At 61.8% G+C, this 17,475-nt stretch carries 17 protein-coding genes; 4 read left to right on the plus strand and 13 right to left on the minus strand.

Translation table 11 applies throughout. The features are described from left to right. The first annotated feature begins 109 nt into the window (after window positions 1-109). Both ACMG4N_RS05185 and ACMG4N_RS05190 read left to right on the plus strand, forming a co-directional pair. Window positions 110-1,939 carry a DUF4105 domain-containing protein gene (locus ACMG4N_RS05185; protein ID WP_414433037.1) on the plus strand — a complete coding sequence of 610 codons (1,830 nt, stop codon included), beginning with the start codon at window positions 110-112 and terminating at the stop codon, window positions 1,937-1,939. Then, window positions 1,918-2,859 (plus strand): alpha/beta hydrolase, encoded by a 942-nt coding sequence (locus tag ACMG4N_RS05190; protein WP_414433038.1) that lies wholly within the window; start codon window positions 1,918-1,920, stop codon window positions 2,857-2,859. Before ACMG4N_RS05185 ends, ACMG4N_RS05190 begins: the two co-directional genes overlap by 22 nt. A 131-nt stretch (window positions 2,860-2,990) precedes the next feature. Here ACMG4N_RS05190 and tatC read toward each other — a convergent pair whose 3' ends face one another. The 13 genes from tatC to ACMG4N_RS05255 form a co-directional block, all read right to left on the minus strand. After that, on the minus strand, window positions 2,991-3,749 hold the full coding sequence (gene tatC, locus ACMG4N_RS05195; protein ID WP_335627672.1) for a twin-arginine translocase subunit TatC: 759 nt from the start codon (window positions 3,747-3,749) through the stop codon (window positions 2,991-2,993). Further along, a complete protein-coding gene (tatB, locus tag ACMG4N_RS05200; protein ID WP_297769638.1) occupies window positions 3,742-4,095 on the minus strand; it encodes a Sec-independent protein translocase protein TatB in 354 nt (117 codons plus the stop codon). Before tatB ends, tatC begins: the two co-directional genes overlap by 8 nt. Before the next feature lie 44 nt (window positions 4,096-4,139). Beyond that, complete coding sequence (gene tatA, locus ACMG4N_RS05205; RefSeq protein ID WP_297769642.1) at window positions 4,140-4,373, minus strand: Sec-independent protein translocase subunit TatA; 234 nt, start codon at window positions 4,371-4,373, stop codon at window positions 4,140-4,142. 43 nt (window positions 4,374-4,416) lie between these two features. Next, window positions 4,417-4,752: a phosphoribosyl-ATP diphosphatase gene (locus ACMG4N_RS05210; protein WP_414433039.1), complete on the minus strand. Its 336-nt coding sequence runs from the start codon at window positions 4,750-4,752 to the stop codon at window positions 4,417-4,419. Between the two features lie 84 nt (window positions 4,753-4,836). Further along, window positions 4,837-6,444, minus strand: coding sequence for an AarF/UbiB family protein (locus ACMG4N_RS05215; protein ID WP_414433040.1), 1,608 nt, complete (start codon window positions 6,442-6,444; stop codon window positions 4,837-4,839). Beyond that, window positions 6,444-7,115, minus strand: a complete 672-nt coding sequence (locus ACMG4N_RS05220; RefSeq protein ID WP_297769651.1) for an SCP2 domain-containing protein — start codon at window positions 7,113-7,115, stop codon at window positions 6,444-6,446. The genes ACMG4N_RS05215 and ACMG4N_RS05220 overlap by 1 nt, the downstream gene beginning before the upstream one ends. Beyond that, the gene (gene ubiE / locus ACMG4N_RS05225; RefSeq protein WP_297769653.1) at window positions 7,112-7,864 is read right to left on the minus strand and encodes a bifunctional demethylmenaquinone methyltransferase/2-methoxy-6-polyprenyl-1,4-benzoquinol methylase UbiE; all 753 of its coding nucleotides are present in this window, start codon (window positions 7,862-7,864) and stop codon (window positions 7,112-7,114) included. Before ubiE ends, ACMG4N_RS05220 begins: the two co-directional genes overlap by 4 nt. Before the next feature lies 1 nt (window position 7,865). Further along, complete coding sequence (locus tag ACMG4N_RS05230) at window positions 7,866-8,561, minus strand: FFLEELY motif protein (RefSeq protein WP_414433041.1); 696 nt, start codon at window positions 8,559-8,561, stop codon at window positions 7,866-7,868. 110 nt (window positions 8,562-8,671) lie between these two features. Then, on the minus strand, window positions 8,672-10,006 hold the full coding sequence (hslU, locus tag ACMG4N_RS05235; RefSeq protein WP_414433042.1) for an ATP-dependent protease ATPase subunit HslU: 1,335 nt from the start codon (window positions 10,004-10,006) through the stop codon (window positions 8,672-8,674). 1 nt (window position 10,007) lies between these two features. Further along, window positions 10,008-10,550, minus strand: a complete 543-nt coding sequence (hslV, locus tag ACMG4N_RS05240) for an ATP-dependent protease subunit HslV (RefSeq protein WP_297769662.1) — start codon at window positions 10,548-10,550, stop codon at window positions 10,008-10,010. 290 nt (window positions 10,551-10,840) lie between these two features. Beyond that, window positions 10,841-11,470, minus strand: coding sequence for an SPOR domain-containing protein (locus ACMG4N_RS05245; protein WP_297769664.1), 630 nt, complete (start codon window positions 11,468-11,470; stop codon window positions 10,841-10,843). A gap of 21 nt (window positions 11,471-11,491) precedes the next feature. Next, window positions 11,492-13,246, minus strand: coding sequence for an arginine--tRNA ligase (argS, locus tag ACMG4N_RS05250; RefSeq protein WP_297769667.1), 1,755 nt, complete (start codon window positions 13,244-13,246; stop codon window positions 11,492-11,494). A 107-nt stretch (window positions 13,247-13,353) separates the two neighbouring features. Beyond that, window positions 13,354-15,525: a primosomal protein N' gene (locus ACMG4N_RS05255; protein WP_297769670.1), complete on the minus strand. Its 2,172-nt coding sequence runs from the start codon at window positions 15,523-15,525 to the stop codon at window positions 13,354-13,356. A gap of 158 nt (window positions 15,526-15,683) precedes the next feature. Between ACMG4N_RS05255 and rpmE the strand changes: the two genes are divergently transcribed. Continuing rightward, on the plus strand, window positions 15,684-15,902 hold the full coding sequence (gene rpmE, locus ACMG4N_RS05260; RefSeq protein WP_035245139.1) for a 50S ribosomal protein L31: 219 nt from the start codon (window positions 15,684-15,686) through the stop codon (window positions 15,900-15,902). A gap of 128 nt (window positions 15,903-16,030) precedes the next feature. Further along, window positions 16,031-17,305, plus strand: coding sequence for a malic enzyme-like NAD(P)-binding protein (locus tag ACMG4N_RS05265; protein WP_290536358.1), 1,275 nt, complete (start codon window positions 16,031-16,033; stop codon window positions 17,303-17,305). The last annotated feature ends 170 nt before the right edge of the window (window positions 17,306-17,475 follow it).

Here is a 17,475-nt window from a genome sequence, read left to right on the forward strand (position 1 = left end):
TAACCACGTTTACTAACAAGCCCCGCCCAACGGCGGGGCTTTGTTTGTCTGATCTGCCATTGCAGATCCAGGCCTGAATTCTTCCCGCTCGAATCACGGATAATACCGGATGCGCACTGGACTGCTTTGTGTGCTGCTGTGCTGGATTGCCCCGGCGTTGGCCGCGAACCTCCCTCCCTCTCTGGTCGACCTTGCCGCTTCGTCACGATGGCAGGCGCTCATGCATGTGAATCCTGGTGCTACCCTGCGTGATCGGGGCCGCAGTTATATCGACGACGATAATTATTTCCTGGCGGATAACGGCAAGGATGATGTGCTTGCCGAATTGCGAGCAACGGTGACGGCGCTTGAGCCGGAGAAAGCGCCTGAACGTTGTCGTTTTCCCGCCCGCTATCGCTTTCTGGCCGGGCATTTAAGCTGGCAGGATGAGACTCCGTTTGCCCATTGCGAGGACTATTCCGAATGGCGTGCTGCGGTGCAGGCCAGTCGGGCCGTACTGGTTTTTCCGGCCGCGTATCTGAACAGCCCGTCGTCCATGTTCGGCCATACCCTGTTGCGCCTGGATCAGGGGGAAGACAGTGCGGTGTGGTTGTCCTGGGCGGTGAATTTCGGGGCGGTGTCCAGTGAGGCCGATAATTCCTTTTTCTATATCTATCGTGGGCTGGCCGGCGGCTACCCCGGTCGCTTTGCCCTGGTACCCTATGTGCAAAAAATTCAGGAATATTCCCACATGGAAAATCGCGACATGTGGGAGTACACCCTGGATCTGGATCAGCAGGAAATTGATTGGCTGATCGAGCATCTCTGGGAACTGAAAGACATCAATTTCGATTACTACTTTTTTGACGAAAATTGCTCCTTCCGTCTGCTGGAGCTGGTGGAGGTGGCCCGCCCGGATTCGCAGCTTCTCACGGAACTGCGGTTTGCCGAAGTGCCGGTGAATACGGTCCGTGCCCTGGACGATCGCGGCCTGATCAGTGAGCGTCATTACCGCCCCTCCAAGGCGGTTGAGCTGGATAATCTGCGTCGCCAGATGGCGCCTCATCAGCAGCAGCTGGCCCGTCGTCTGGCGGATGATCCCGGCCTGCTGGAATCGAAAGAGTTTCAGCAGGCCGGGGCGCAGCAGCAGGCGCTGATGGTGACCACCGCCTACCGCTATCTGCGGCTGGTCAATCGAAAAGGGGCCAGGGACCCGGAAGCCGCCAAGGATTCCTTTACCTTACTGACCGAGATGAACCGGCTGCCGAAGGTGGATGTGCCGGAAACCGTGGATCCCGAGCCGCCGGAATCCGGCCACGGCACCCAGATGCTGGCACTGGCGGGAGGCCAACGCGAAGGGAACCAGGATTTTGGCGAGCTGAGTTACCGGCTTACCTACCATGACTTGCTGGATAATAATTACGGGTTTTTGCGTGGCGCACAGATACAGGGACTTGGGCTGACGTTGCGCAGCACGGAATCCGGTGATCCACGACTGGAAGAACTGGATGTGGTGAGCATTCGCTCGCTGGCACCCCGCAACCGTTTCAGCAAACCGCTGAGCTGGTATGTGGAGGGTGGCCTGGAGAGGGCCTGGGCAGGCCGGCGCCGGCTGGTGCGTTATGTCCAGGGCGGTGCGGGTGGCAGCTGGGCCATGGGCAACTGGCAGCCTTACCTGTTAACCAGCCTGCGAATGGAAAATAATAGCGACTTCGATACCTTCCTCACCCCCGGGGCCGGGCTGGATGCCGGTCTGCTCTACCAGCGCGGGCGCTGGCAATGGCAAGTGGGCAGTGTGGGACATTACTTCACCAACGATACCTATCGACATACCTCCGAGCTTGCCGTGCACTGGGCCTTTGCCCGACAGCACGGGCTGCGGGCATCGCTGAGCCGGGAAGGCTGGCGCGGGGATGGCGATAACGAGTTCAAACTGCAATGGCGATGGTACTTCGACTGATCCTGCTGACCGGGCTGGCCATGGCGCTGACCGGCTGCAGCAAACTGTTCTTCTATCCCATGGAGCCCTGGGTGCAAAACCCGGAAAACCAGGGGCTCAACTACGAGGATGTGGTGCTGATCCATCCGCGCGGGCTGCGCCTGCATGGCTGGTGGCTGCCGGCCGCCGGTGAGGGTCATGTGCGTGGCACCGTGTATTTTCTCCACGGCAATGCCCAGAACATCAGCACCCACCTGGCCAGCGTGCAGTGGCTGCCAGCGCGGGGCTATAACGTTTTTCTGCTTGATTACCGGGGTTATGGCCTGTCAGAGGGCAAGCCAAAACTGCCGGCGGTATTCGACGATGTGCATCTGGGGCTGGACTGGTTGCGCAATGCCAAGGGTGCTGAGGGCCCGCTGACGGTGTTTGGTCAGAGTCTGGGTGGCGCCATGGCAACCACGGTGCTGGGCGATACCGAGAATCAGGGCGCGGCGGACTGCGTGGTGCTGGAGGCGGCCTTTGCCAGCTATCGAGGTATCACCAGTGATGTGATGCAAGGGAGTTGGTTGTTGTGGCCGCTGCGCTGGCTGGTGGTACCGGGCATGCCCGGCCCGGACCTGGACCCGGAATCCCGTATTGCCGGGGTGGCACCGACGCCCTTGCTGGTGATGCACAGTGAAGACGACCCGATTATCCCCTATGACCACGGCAAGCGCTTGTTTGCCGCTGCCGGCGAGCCGAAAACGTTCCAGCGCTTGCGCGGCGGACATATCGAAAGCACCCGGGATCCGTCGGTGCAGCAGCGCATAGTGGATTTCCTGCAGCACAATGGTTGCGCCGCAGCGGCGCCAACGCCGCCGGCCCGTAAGGACGGCATGGAGGGCTTGGCCCCGTTGCCGTTGCCTCCTGCGCCAACCGGCAATAATGGCTATCGCTTTTGATGAAGGTAGCTGCCGAGCGTGAGACTGAGCGTAGGGGGTAGATTAGGCCGAAGGGCGTAATCCACCATGAGCTGGGAGAGTGTTCGATGTGCCTGGTCTGGTGGATTACGCCCTTCGGCCTAATCTACCCCCTACGGGTCAGGCGTTTCCTGCTGCTTCTGCTTTTCCCGTCGAATCAGCCGCGCGGCCATCAGGCCGACCTCGAACAGGAACCACATGGGCAGCGCCAGCAGGGTCTGGCTGATGATATCCGGCGGGGTAAGCAACATGCCCACCACGAAACAACCGACCACCACATAGGCGCGAGCGCCGGCCAGTTTTTCCACGGTGGTGGCGCCGGTGCTCACCAGCAGCACGATGGCGATGGGTAATTCAAAGGCCAGCCCGAACGCCAGGAACAGGGCCAGCACGAAATCCAGATAGCTGCTGATATCCGTGGTCACCGCCACCCCTTCCGGGGCAATGGCGGTAAAGAACTGGAACATCAGCGGGAATACCACGAAATACGCAAAGGCGGCGCCAGCGTAGAACAGCAGCACGCTGCTGCCCAGCAGGGGAATGGCCAGGCGCTTTTCATGCCGGTACAGGCCCGGAGCCACAAAGGCCCAAGCCTGATGCAGGATAAAGGGCATGGCCACGAAGATGCTCAGGTACAGGGTCAGTTTGAAGGGCGCCAGGAACGGTGAGGCGACGCCGGTGGCGATCATGCTGGTGCCTTCGGGCATGGCCTGCATCAGCGGTTTGGCCACCAGGGTGTACAGTTCCCGAGAGAAATAGAACAGCCCCAGAAACACCACGAAGATGGCTGCCATGGCTTTGAGCAGGCGATTGCGCAGTTCCAGCAAATGGGCAATCAGTGGTTGGCCGGAATCGTTGCTGGCGTCATTCATGGCGCGGTGGTTCCTGGGGTTTTTCGCTGTCGTCGGCGGCGTCCGCTTGCGAGTCGCGGGGCGTTCTCGCCTTGGCAATCTGTTCCGGGCTTAGCAGGCTTTCCTTGGCGTCGCGAATGCTGTCTTCGTCCAGGCCCATCTCGCGCATCTGCTTTTCCATGCGCTCGCGCATGTCCTGGGTCACCGCTTCGCGTTCCAGTTCGTTTTTCAGGTGGTTGAAAGTGGAGCGGGCACGGCCGACCCACTGACCGAGAGTGCGCGCCACGGTGGGCAGGCGCTCCGGGCCGAGCACCACCAGACCGATGATGAAAATCAGGGAAAGTTCGGCGAAGCCGATATCGAACATGGAAACCTCTTAACGGGGCATGGGAAAGCTCGAAGCCAGGCGAATCAGGCTTGGTCTTTTTCCTTGTCCTTCTCGGTTTTCTGCTCGGTGGTGTCCTTCTCGTCTTCGGCCAGACGCTTCTGGTCCTGCTCTTCCTCGCCGTCTTTCATGGCGTTCTTGAAGCCTTTTACAGCCCCACCCAAGTCGCCGCCCATATTGCGCAGTTTCTTGGTGCCGAACAGAAGAACCACGATGGCCAGAAGGATCAGTAACTGCCAAATGCTGATGCCGGAAAACATGCTGTCTCTCTCCAGTAGGTCAGGCGCCAATAGTCAGGGCGGTTCAGTGCTTGCTGCCGCGCGCCGCTTTTTCGTCATGGCCGGACAGGCCGAAGCGGCGCTCCAGTTCTGCCAGTACCTTGTCCGGATGCTCTCCCAGTTTGGCCAACATGACCAGACTATGGAACCACAAATCTGCGGTTTCGCTGATCAGCGCATCGGTTTTGCCGCTGACTTCCGCGTCGCGGGCGGCGAGAATGGTTTCCACTGCCTCCTCGCCCACTTTTTCCAGGATCTTGTTCAATCCTCTGGCGTACAGGCTGGCCACGTAGGAGCTGTCCGGGTCGGAGCCCTTGCGGGATTCAAGCACCTGATGGAGCTGGCTGAGTATATCTGACATAGCGTTTGCACTTTCTTGATGTTGGCGCCCTGCTGGCAGGGCGCCGACGGATTATCAAATGTGCCGCCGTGGCGGTGCCACAGTCTAGCGCCGCCAGCTCCAGCTCACCAGCAGCACGGCGCCAGCGGCCAGGGGCCAGCTGAAATGGGGCGTTGCCAGCCACACGGCGGTGCCGGCACAGCCCAGCCCCGCCAGGCCGACAAACAGCTTGTGGCGGTGGCGTAACAGGGCCTGTTCGAAGCGGGCTTCCAGGCGGTCCTGCTGGTAGGGCAGCTCGCGCAGGCTTTCCAGGCCGTCGCGCAGCAAATCAGGCATCTCGGGTAGCTGGGCGGTCCATTCCGGCATGCGATTCTGTAGTTTTTTCAGTGTCGCGCTGGGGCCGTATTCGGCCAGCATCCAGGCTTCCAGCAGTGGCCGGCCGGTGCTCCAGATATCCAGCTGCGGGTAGATGCTGCGCCCCAGCCCTTCGATATGCACCAGGGTCTTCATCAGCAGGATGTACTGCACCGGCATTTCGATCTGGTAGTGGCGCGCCATATCGAACAGCTTCATCACCAGCGGCGCGAATTCCAGCTGGTCCAGTTGGGCGGAGCGTACCGGCTCGACAATGTCGATCACGGCCCGCTCAAAGCGGGGGCGGTCGATGGGGGCGGTATTCCAGCCGGCGCGGATTACCGCATCCACCAGGGCGCTGTAATCTTCGCGCATGACGGCCAGCACCATGCGGCCCAGCACGTTCAGGTCTTCCTTCGACAAGCGCCCGGCGATGGCCGCATCTACAGCCATGTACTGGGGGGATTCCGGGTGTTCCGGGTTGACGAAGATGTTGCCCGGGTGCATGTCCGCGTGGAAAAAATTGAAACGGAATACCTGGGAAAAGAAGATTTCCACGCCCCGTTCTGCCAGCACCTTGGGATCAATGCCGGCGGCCTTGATGCGCTCGATATCATTCACCGGGATGCCATGGATGCGATCCATGATGATCACGGTGGGGCTGGAGAGCTCCAGATGAATGGCCGGAATGTGCAGCAGCGGGCTGAACAGGAAGTGCCGGCGCATGGTTTCGCTGTTGCGGGCCTCGGCAGCCAGATCCAGTTCCCCCAGGATGATGTCCCGATAATCCTGCACCACCCGGGCCGGGCGGAAGTAGCGGGCATCGCGCCATAACCTTTCCAGCCAGCGGGCACCGAAGGCCATCACCCTCAGGTCCCGTTGCACCACCGGGCGGATGGTGGGGCGCAGTACCTTGGCGACCACCTGCTGGCCGCTGTGCAGGGTGGCGGCATGGACCTGGGCCACGGAGGCGGCGGCCATGGGGGTGCTGTCAAAGTCGCGGAATACCTCATCGAAGGGCTGGCTCAGGCTGGCCGCGACCAGGTCCCGGGCCTGTTGCCCGTCGAAGGGGGCCACCTGGTCCTGCAGTCGCGCCAGGGCGCGGGTCCATTCCGGGGGCAGCATGTCCTGGCGGGTGGCCAGCAGTTGGCCGAACTTGATGAAGATGGGGCCGAGACGTTCCAGGGCTTTCTGCAGGCGCTCGCCTTCGCTGAGTTTGCCGGTGCCAAGCCAGCTTGAGGGCACCAGGAACGACAGGATAAGCAGCACATTGCGCAGCGGGTGCGAGGGCAGCAGGCCAATCAATCGGTAGCGGCACACCACATGGGCGACCACCAGAATGCGGGTAACGGGGAGCATCAGTCGGTGGCGCTCCCGTTGCTGGTGCTGCCGGGTCGCGCTGTGCGCAGGCGCTGGATGCGTGCATCCAGACGGTCCACATCCATGCGCAGCTCGTCCACGTCCTGACCGAATTCATAGACATCACGACGGCCGGGGGTCAGGCCGGATTCGTTGCCCACGTAGTCGGCCAGTTGCTCGGTCAGCCGACCGGCGGCCTGGCGAGCCCAGCCGAACAGGCGGCGGGCGCTGTAGTCCAGTTGCTGTGCCAGCTCCGAACCGGTCACAGGCTCAAGGATGGCGCCCCAGTCAATCTGCAGTTCGCGGGCCAGTTGCTGCATTTCCTGCAACAGTTCCCGGTTGCCGCTAATGTCCACCGGGCCGCCGATGACGCCGGGGCGGGTATTCCAGTTCAGCAGCAGGGAGGCCAGGTCCATGGGGTTGCCCTTTACCGTGACATCCGCGTTGGCATCACTGCGGTGGTATAACTCCACCCCGTCTTCCACGATCAGCGCATAGATGGCCAGCGGCGGTAAGGTCACCTCGATGGCCAGCAGGCGCCCGGCATGCAGCGCCAGCCGGTCGGCACTGGCCGGATCGGAGCGCAGGGCGGTGTTGATGGCTCTCTCCACCGTGGCCAGGGCCGTGGTGGAGAGCAGGCCGGGGGAGCGGGACTGGTCTTTCAGACTCAAAATTTGAACCCTCTATGCAGCGCCACGATGCCGCCCAGCATGTTGAAGTATTCGGTACGGGCGAAGCCGGCCTGGTCCATCATGCCCTGCAGGGTGTCCTGGTCCGGGTGCATGCGGATGGACTCGGCCAAGTACTGGTAGCTGTCCGCGTCATTGACGATCAGCTTGCCCAGTTTGGGCCATACCCCGAAGGAGTACAGCTCATAGGCCTTGGCCAGGGGCTTGTGTACCGGGGTGGAAAATTCCAGTACCAGCAGCCGGCCGCCGGGTTTCAGCACCCGCAGCATGGAGCGCAGGGCGGCATCCTTGTCGGTGATGTTGCGCAGGCCGAAGGCAATGGTGATGCAGTGGAAACTGTTGTCTTCGAAAGGCAGGCATTCGCCGTTCACCTGGGTGACCTGGGTGTTATGGCTGCAGCCGGCATCGAACAGCCGGTCGCGGCCCACTTCCAGCATGGCGTCATTGATGTCCGCCAACACCACCTGGCCGGTTTCGCCGACAAGGCGGGAAAACTTGATGGCCAGATCGCCGGTACCGCCGGCCAGGTCCAGTACCTTGTGCCCCGGTCGTACCCCGGCCAACTCGATGGTCATGCGCTTGAGCAGGCGGTGGCTGCCCATGGAGATCAGGTCGTTCATGACATCGTATTTGCCCGCCACGGAGCGGAATACGCCGGCCACTTTCTGCTGCTTTTCCTGCCACGGCACCTGCTGGTAACCGAAGTGGGTGACCTTGGTTTCGTCGTTCATGTCAGTCCTCGAAGGGGGCCGGGTGATGGTCATAGACCTTCTGCATGATGGTCTCTTCCCGTGCGGCCAGCTGCTCCAGCAGCAGGCCCACACTGGGCACTGGCTTCATCACCCGGAAGCTGCGATCCATGAAATCATACAGGTTCGCAAAGCCTGCCGCATGGGCCGGTCTGCGTACCATGCGAAAGGTGGTCTGTATCATTCGTGAGCGGATATAGCGGTCCAGCCGATGGCCAAGCTCGGCGACCAATTGTAGCTGGCGCTGGCGGGCAGCATGATGGCTTTGCTGGCGAAACCCCTTGAGGTAGGTCAGCTCGGTGAGCGGTTGATCCAGCTCGCTACCCAGCCAGTCGGTGACCTGCTCGTCCAGCTCCTGAGTGAGAATCGCGGCCTCCAGGGCGCTGGCGGAGGTGGCCATGACCTTGTCTGGCAGCAGCTTCATGGCCTTGGGCAGGGCGCGGCGGATTTCCCGGGCTACCGGCAGCAGTTCGCGACCGCCGTAGACTTCCTCGAGGAGAAAACGAATGCCCTCAGCCGTGGCGGGCGCGTTCAGAAGGTGACGATGGGTGTGCTTGAGACGTTCCCCCTGCCAGTTCTGCAGACGTTGCAGGCGGGCGAGAAACAGGGTGTCGTCGCCATGCTGGCGCAGGGCAAAGAAACGATCGAGATAGTGTTGAAGCTGTTCGCCGGCGGTCATGGTTTTTCCTCCGGCGGGGATAATAGCAGGAAAGCGGTCTGAGGTCGGAAGTCAGACATCTGGCGCCATTGAATTCAGCGTCAGACGTCCGTCGTCAGACTTCAGACGTTTTACAGAATATACCGGCTCAGATCGTCGTCATCGGCCAGTTCACCCAGATAGCGATCCACCGCTTCGGCATCCAGTACCAGCGGCTTGTCATGATACTGGGTGGCCAGGGAGTCTGCGTCGAAGCTGATTTCCTCCAGCAGTTTCTCCAGCACCGTATGCAGGCGCCGAGCGCCGATGTTTTCGGTGCGTTCGTTGACCTGCCAGGCCACTTCGGCGATGCGCCGGATGCAGTCGTCGGTGATTTCCAGGCTCAACCCTTCGGTCTGCAGCAACGCTTTGTACTGCTCCGTGAGTGAGCACTTGGGTTCGGTGAGAATGCGCTGGAAATCATCCGGGCTGAGCGGGCTCAGTTCCACGCGGATCGGCAGCCGGCCCTGCAGCTCCGGGATCAGGTCGCTGGGCTTGGACAGGTGGAAGGCGCCGGAGGCGATAAACAGGATGTGATCGGTTTTCACCATGCCGTACTTGGTGGATACGGTAGAGCCTTCAATCAGCGGCAACAGGTCGCGCTGAACGCCTTCGCGGGACACATCGGTGCCGCCGCTCTCGCCGCGCTTGGCCACCTTGTCGATTTCATCCAGGAACACGATGCCATTGTTTTCCACCGCATCAATGGCCTGCACTTTCAGCTCATCTTCGTTGACGAAGCGGGCGGCTTCCTCGTCGCGGATCAGTCGGTAGGCTTCGCGCACACGCAGTTTCTGGGTGCGCTTGTTACCACTGCCGCCCATTTTCGAGAACATCTGCTGCAGCTGGCTGGTCATCTCTTCCATGCCCGGCGGTGCCATGATTTCCACCCCGGCCGGGTTGCTGGACACCTCGATCTCGATTTCCTTGTCGTCCAGCTCGCCCTCGCGCAGCTTCTTGCGGAAGATCTGGCGGGTGCTGTTGTCAGTCTTGCTCTCTTCCTCGCCGCGGGCGGCGGGCAGCAGGGCGTCGAGGATGCGCTCTTCGGCGGCGTCATCGGCCTGGCTGCCAACGCGGGCAATGGCCTTTTCGCGCAGCATCTTGATGGCCATTTCCACCAGGTCGCGAATGATGGATTCCACGTCCCGGCCCACATAGCCCACTTCGGTGAACTTGGTGGCCTCGATCTTGATAAAGGGGGCGTCGGCCAGTTTGGCCAGGCGGCGGGCGATCTCGGTCTTGCCCACCCCGGTGGGGCCGATCATCAGGATGTTCTTGGGGGACACTTCGGCGCGCATTTCCGCCGGCAACTGCATGCGCCGCCAGCGGGTGCGCAGGGCCAGGGCCACGGCTTTCTTGGCGGCATCCTGACCGATGATGTGACGGTTCAGTTCAGAAACGATGTCTTTGGGAGTCAGTGCTGCCATGTTAGCCGTCCAGCTCTTCGAAGGTGTGGTTGTGGTTGGTGTAAATACAGATGTCGCCGGCGATGGCCAGGCTCTTGGCCACGATGTCGCGGGCGGACAGCTCGGTATTTTCCAGCAAGGCGGTGGCGGCGGACTGGGCGAAGGGGCCGCCGGAGCCGATGGCGATCAGACCGTGTTTTTCCGGCTCGATCACATCGCCGTTACCGGTGATGATCAGGGAGCTGTCCTTGTCGGCCACCGCCAACAGGGCTTCCAGACGGCGCAGGGCGCGGTCGGTGCGCCAGTCCTTGGCCAGTTCCACGGCGGCGCGGACCAGATGGCCCTGGTGCTTTTCCAGTTGTGCTTCGAAGCGCTCGAACAGGGTAAAGGCGTCGGCGGTGCCACCGGCAAACCCGGCAATCACCTTGTTGTGATAGAGGCGGCGTACCTTGCGGGCGTTGCCCTTCATGACTGTGTTGCCCAGGCTGACCTGGCCATCACCACCGATGACCACGTTGTTGCCCCGGCGAACGGAAACGATTGTCGTACCGCGATACTGCTCCACGGGCGTTCTCCTTTTGTCTCGTAGAAGGGGAGGTAAGGGCGGGGGGGAGGGTATTCAAGGGAAGAGGGGCAATTGATAGTTGATAATGGATAATTGATAACTCGCGAGGAGGCTTGGTGCCGCGCAAGCACAGAGGGCCGCGGCCATGGCCTGATTGCGGCTTTTGTCCTTTGAGAGCCGAAGCCCTGTATTGAGCCGTTATCAATTATCCATTATCAACTATCAATCAACCGCAGGAGCTTGATTCATCCCGCATCGCTTGCAGGCAAGCTCCTACAGTTGGGAAACACTCACTTCTTCATCTTGATCGGCAAGGTCTCGATGCCGTTGCCGGCCAACGTGTCCTGGGCCCGATGCATGGCGTTAAGGTTGTCGTAGGGGCCAATCATGACCCGGTGCCAGCTGTCACCGCTTTCCAGGTCCACGGACTGGATGGCGGCGTCGAAGCCCTTGAGGATCAGCTCCGCCCGGCGGCGGTCGGCATCTTCATTGCGGCGGAAGCTGCCGGCCTGCAGCAAGTAGCGTTCGTTGCTGGAGCGAGTGCCGGCGTCCGGCTTGCGTTCGCTGGTGGACTTGTCCTGCGTGGTGTCACGGCTCTTGCGGGTGCCGGAATCGCTTTCATTCTGCGGCACGATCACTTCCATTTTCGGCAGTACCGCATAGAAGTCGAATTGCGGGGAGTCGTCGCTGCTGTCCTTTTTCGGGGCGGGTTTGGTCGGCTTGGCAGGTTGTTCCGGTTTCTGTGCCACCGTGCCGTTGCCTCCTTGCTCCAGCTGGGTCTTGCCCAGGTGAAACAGAAAGGCCACAAACAAGCCGACCATCAGCCCGGTGAACAGCCACACCCACCCAGGAACCTGGCGTTGCGTCTTCTTGCGTACCGGGCCGCGGCTGGCCCCTCGTTTGCTGGTGTTCTTTGCCATGGGGTGTCCTGTGGTTCTCGGCTACATCCGTTCGAGCGGGCTCAGGCCCAGCAGTTCCATACCCTGTTTCAGGGTGCGGGCAGTGAGGGCAGCCAGCTTCAGGCGGCTTTGTTTGAGGGCCTCATTGTCGCCGGAGAGGATCGGGCAATGCTCGTAAAATGTGGAAAACAAGCCGGCCACATCATACAGGTAGGTGCACAGCAGGTGCGGCAGGCCTTTTTCGGCCACGCCCTCCAGCACTTCCCCGAATTGCACCAGGCGGGCGGCCAGGGCCTGTTCCGCCTCTTCCTGCAGCAGGAAGTCGCCGCTCACCTCGGCCATGTCCAGGCCGGCCTTGCGGAATACGCTGGCCACCCGGGTGTAGGCGTAGAGCAGGTAGGGGGCGGTGTTGCCCTCGAAGCTGAGCATCTGCTCGAAATTGAAGATGTAGTCACTGCTGCGGTTCTTGGACAGGTCCGCGTATTTCACCGCGCCAATGCCCACGGCATGGGCGATGGTGCGCAGGGCCTGGTCGTCCAGGTCCGGGTTCTTGTCGCGGACCAACGTATAGGCCCGCTCTTCGGCTTCATCGAGCAAGTCGATCAGTTTCACGGTGCCGCCGTCACGGGTCTTGAAGGGGCGGCCATCCGGGCCGTTCATGGTGCCGAAGCCCATGTGTTCCAGCTCGGTGTCTTCCGGCACAAAGCCAGCCCGCTTGGCCAGGCTGAACATCTGCTGGAAGTGCAGGGCCTGGCGCTGGTCAACGAAGTAGAGCATGCGATCGGCATGCAGGGTGCCGGCCCGGTAACGCAGGGCGGCCAGGTCGGTGGTGGCGTAGAGATAGCCACCGTCGGCTTTCTGCACGATCACTGGCAGCGGGGCGCCTTCCTTGTTCTTGAATTCGTCCATGAACACGCACTGGGCGCCCTGGTCTTCGCTGAGCAGGCCTCTGGCGTCCAGGTCGCTGACCACCCGGGCCAGGTCATCGTTGTAGGCGCTTTCGCCGCGCACGTCCGCCGGGGTCAGGCTCACGCCCAGGCGGTCATAGACGGCTTGGCAGTGGCTCAGGGAGACGCTGTTGAATTCCCGCCACAGGGCCAGGCAGTCTTCGTCGCCGGCCTGCAGTTTGACCACCAGGCTGCGGGCGCGGGTGGCGAAGTCGTCGGAGTCGTCGAAGCGTTGTTTGGCGGCGCGGTAGAAGCCTTCCAGGTCTCCCAGTTCGCGGGACAGCTCGGTGTCGCTTTCCTCGCTTTTCTGTTCTTCCAGGTAGGCCAGCAGCATGCCGAACTGGGTGCCCCAGTCGCCCACGTGGTTCTGGCGGACGACCTGGTGGCCGAGAAATTCCAGGGTGCGCACCACGGCATCGCCAATGATGGACGAGCGCAGGTGCCCCACGTGCATTTCCTTGGCCAGGTTGGGGGAGGAATAGTCCACCACTACGGTCTGTGCCTGCTCCGGGCGGGCCACGCCCAGATGCTCGTCGGCGAGGGCCTGATCCAGCAGGCCGGTGAGCCAGTCATCGGCCTGGAAGAAATTGATAAACCCGGGACCGGCGATCTCCACTTTGGCCACGGCGTTATCCGTTGGCAGGGCGGCAATCAGTTTTTCCGCCAGGTCGCGGGGCTTCATGCCGGCGGGTTTGGCTAGCATCAACGCGATATTGGTGGCGAAGTCGCCGTGGCTCTTGTCCTTGGTGCGGTCGATCTGCGCCGGGCGCTTGGCGTCGGCGGGCAGGCTGCCCTCGGCAATCAGGGAGTCCAGGGCGCTGTCGATCAGGGTAATTAGGCGTTCTTTCATGGCATTCTTTTGTGGAGGGCATCTGGGCCGTTCGATTGGGCGGCGATTGTACGGGAAAAGGCGAGATTACGCAGCACGCGCCCTGCTGCGGGCTGCATGTTGCGTTGTCACAACATATCAATCGGGTCCACATCCAGATGCCAGCGGCACTGGCGGGCGGCGGGCAGGGTGCGGGCCTGTTCCAGCAACAGGCTGATGGCCTGATGCAGTGGGGGGCGGCTGCTGCATTGCAGCAGCATCTGGGTGCGGTAGCGCCCGGCGCGTCTTTCCATGGGGGCGGGGACGGGGCCGAGCAGGTGAACACCGGGGGGCAGCGGGATGCCTGCCAGCTGCTGCAGAAACTCCATGGCGTTGGCCATGCTCATGGCTTCGCAGCGGAACAGGGCAAGGTGACCGAAAGGGGGCAGGCCGGCCATCTTCCGTTCCTCCAGCAAGGCGCTGGCCAGGGCCGGGTAGTCGCCGCTGGCGGCCAGTTGCAGGAGCGGGTGGTCCGGGTGGCGGGTTTGCAGCAGTACCCGGCCCTGGTCTTCCCGGCCGCTGCGCCCTGCCACTTGCAGCAGCAGTTGGGCGGCCTGTTCCGGGCCGCGAAAGTCGGCGCTGAGAAAGCCGGCGTCCATGTCCAGAATCACCACCAGAGACAGCTTCGGGAAGTGATGGCCCTTGGCCAGCATCTGGGTACCCACCATCACTACCGGGTTGCCCTGCTGGATGGTGGCCAGGTGGGCATCCAGGCTGCCCTTGCGGCGAGTGGCATCCCGGTCGATGCGGATCACCGGGACTTGTATCGACTGTTCCAGTAGTTCGGTGAGTTTTTCGGTGCCACTGCCGGCTTCATGGATGGCGCTGGAGCCGCATTCCGGGCAGCGCGATGGCACCCGCTGCTGATAGTCGCAGTGGTGGCAGCGCAGGCTGCCTTCGCTGCGGTGCCAGGTCAGGAAGCTGTCGCAACGGCGGCATTCCGCCTGCCAGCCGCAATCCTGGCAGAGGATCATGGGGGCGTAGCCGCGCCGGTTGATAAAGACCAGGGCCTGGTTGCCCTGCTCGACGCAGTGTTTTATCGCCTGCAGGGACTGGGGTAGCAGAGGTTGACCGGGAGCGGCCAGGGTGCCGTCGAGGATTTCGATGGGCGGGCGTCCCTGATCGGTGGCTCGTTGCGACAGTTTCAGCCACTGGAAGCGTTCCTCCCGGGCCAGTTGCAGGGTTTCCAAGGCCGGGGTGGCGCTGCCCAGCACCACCGGGATATCCAGTTGCTGGGCTCGCCAGGTGGCCAGGTCGCGGGCATGGAAGCGAAAGCCGTCCTGTTGTTTCAGGGAGGCGTCGTGGGCTTCGTCGACAATGATCAGGCCCGGGTCGGCCATTGGGGTAAAGATGGCAGAGCGGGTGCCGATGATGATGCGCGCCTTGCCATCCCGGGCCGCCAGCCAGTTGTCCAGCCGCTCCCGGTCAGTGAGCCCGGAGTGCAGGGTGACTACCGGCACCGCGAATCGCTGGCGGAAGCGCTGCACTGTCTGCGGTGTCAGGCCGATTTCCGGGATCAGCACCAGAACCTGTTTGCCGGCGGTCAGATGCGCGGTCATGGCCTGTAAGTAGACCTCGGTCTTGCCGCTGCCGGTGACGCCGTCGAGCAGGAAGGGGGAAAAGCCCCGGGCTTCTTGCAGGGCGTGGATGGCCTTGCGCTGTTCTGCATTGGCGGCCAGGGGGGGCTGGGCCAGAATGTCCTTGGGCGGTGCGTCATCGTCCATAGCCACCTGCTCCGCCCAGCCCTTGTCTCGCAGGCTGTTTAGGGCGGTTGAAGGAACCTCCAGGGCGGCGAGCATGGCGCTGCTCAACCCCTTGGGGTGATCACGCAAGGTGAGCAGGGCCTGGCGTTGGCGCGGCGCCCGACTGACCTGGTCGTCGCTGACATGGTGACCCCGTTCGGTAAGCTGCCAGCGTTTTTCCTGGCTTGCTTGGGCATCGTTGCCCTGACGCAGCAGGGCGGGCAGGGCATAATTGAGGACCTCGCCGAGGGGGTGGTGGTAATAGCGGGCGGCCCGTTCGCACAGCTGGTAGAGCTCTGCCGGCAGGACAGGGCTGTCGTCCAGCACCCGTTGGACGGCTTTGAGTTTGGGGTAATCGCTGTTGCCGTGACCGTGGACCAGGCCCACCAGGGTGCGACGACCGAAAGAGACTTGCACCCGGCAGCCGCGCGCAGGCGGGGTGTCGCCCGGGTACAGGTAGTCAAAGCAGCCTGTTAGCGGCACCGGCAGGGCAATTTGCAGGGTTTTCTTGGCTGACAAGGGCGTTCCTGAAGACTGCGGTGGCAAAGAGCCTTCAAATAGGCCCTCAGCGCTTGCGGATTGGGATCAAGCTGTTATGATTCGCCTTCTTTTTCCCAGACGCAAGCCGTGTGGTGCCTGTCGTAGAGCCAGGTAGCGACACATATTGGAGCTCAGCAATGAAACCAGAGATTCATCCCGAATACCAGGCAGCGACTTATACCTGCAGCTGCGGTAATGTTATTGAAAGCCATTCCACCCGCGGCGGTGCGATGGACCTGGACGTTTGTTCCGCTTGCCATCCTTTCTATACCGGCAAGCAGAAGCAAGCCGACAGCGGTGGCCAGATCGACAAGTTCAAGCAGCGTTTCGGCATGATGCGCAGCAAGAAGGACTAAACAGCGTTTTCACCGCAGTTTATGTAGCCTTTAAAAAGCACCCTGCGGGGTGCTTTTTGCTTTGAGATCTTGCGTACACAGTGTTTAGCCTGACAGTTTAGCCCGACTAGGGACCAGCGGAGACCAGCATGTCTGAGGATTTGAGAACGGCGGCCCTGGAATACCACGCCAAACCGCGGCCAGGGAAAATCAGCGTTGAGGTAACCAAGCCGGCGGCAACCAGCCGTGATCTGAGCCTGGCCTATAGTCCGGGTGTGGCGGAACCGGTGCGCGAGATCGCCCGGGAGCCGGAGCTGGCCTACCGCTTTACCGCCAAGGGCAATCTGGTCGCCGTGATCAGTGATGGCACCGCCATCCTGGGTCTGGGCAATCTGGGTGCGCTGGCGTCCAAGCCGGTGATGGAAGGTAAGGGGATTCTGTTCAAGCTGTTTGCCGGTATCGATGTGTTTGATATCGAAGTGGACGCGGAAGACTCCCAGGCCTTTATCGACACTGTGGTGCGTATCCATCGCACCTTTGGCGGTATCAACCTGGAAGATATCCGGGCGCCGGAGTGTTTCGAGATCGAGCGCATCCTTAAAGAGCAGTGCGATGTGCCGGTCTTCCACGATGATCAGCACGGCACCGCCATCGTGGTGGGTGCGGGTCTGATCAATGCGCTGGAAATCCAGAAAAAGCGTATCGAAGACATCAAGGTGGTCTGTGTGGGTGCCGGCGCCGCGGGCGTGGCATCGGTGCGGTTGCTGATCGAGATGGGCGCGCGCAAGGAAAATATCCTGGTGCTGGATCGCAAGGGCGTGATTCACAGCCGTCGCGATGATCTCAACCAGTACAAGGCGGCGCTGGCCAACGATACCGACAAGCGCACCCTGAACGATGCGGTGGAAGATGCGGACGTGTTTATCGGTGTGTCCGGCCCGGACATGCTGACGCCGGAAATGGTCAAGAAGATGGCGCCCCGGCCGATCATCTTTGCCCTGGCAAACCCGGATCCGGAAATTCGCCCGGAGGTGGCCAAGGCGGCGCGCCCGGATGCGATCGTGGCTACCGGGCGTTCCGATTTTCCCAACCAGGTGAACAATGTGCTGTGTTTCCCGTACATGTTCCGTGGTGCTCTGGACGTGCGCTCCACCTCGATCACCGAGGAAATGAAGATCGCTGCGGTGCACGCCATTGCCGAGCTGGTGCGTGAAGCGCCGCCTCAGGAAGTGCTGGACGCCTATGGCGGTGAGCCGCTGACCTTTGGTGCGGACTACATCATTCCCAAGCCCAATGATCCTCGTCTGCTGGGCCGTGTGTCCTCGGCGGTGGCTCGTGCGGCGGTGGATTGTGGTGTGGCTCGCAAGGGCTACCCCTCTCATTATCCGTTGAACTCACTGGATGAGATTTTTCCGGAGTTGTGATGGGGCGTGCTTGATGCGAAGCGCCTGACGCAAGACGAAAAAAACCGCCGAAAGGCGGTTTTTTTATGGGCCTGCCAGGCCTGATGCTTGACGCGAAAAAGCGGTCCTTACAGTGATCAGCGTCAGGCGTCAGGCGTCAGGCGTCAGGCGTCAGGCGTCAGGCGTCAGGC

This window comes from Alcanivorax sp. IL2 (genome assembly GCF_047495475.1).
Classification (GTDB): domain Bacteria; phylum Pseudomonadota; class Gammaproteobacteria; order Pseudomonadales; family Alcanivoracaceae; genus Alcanivorax.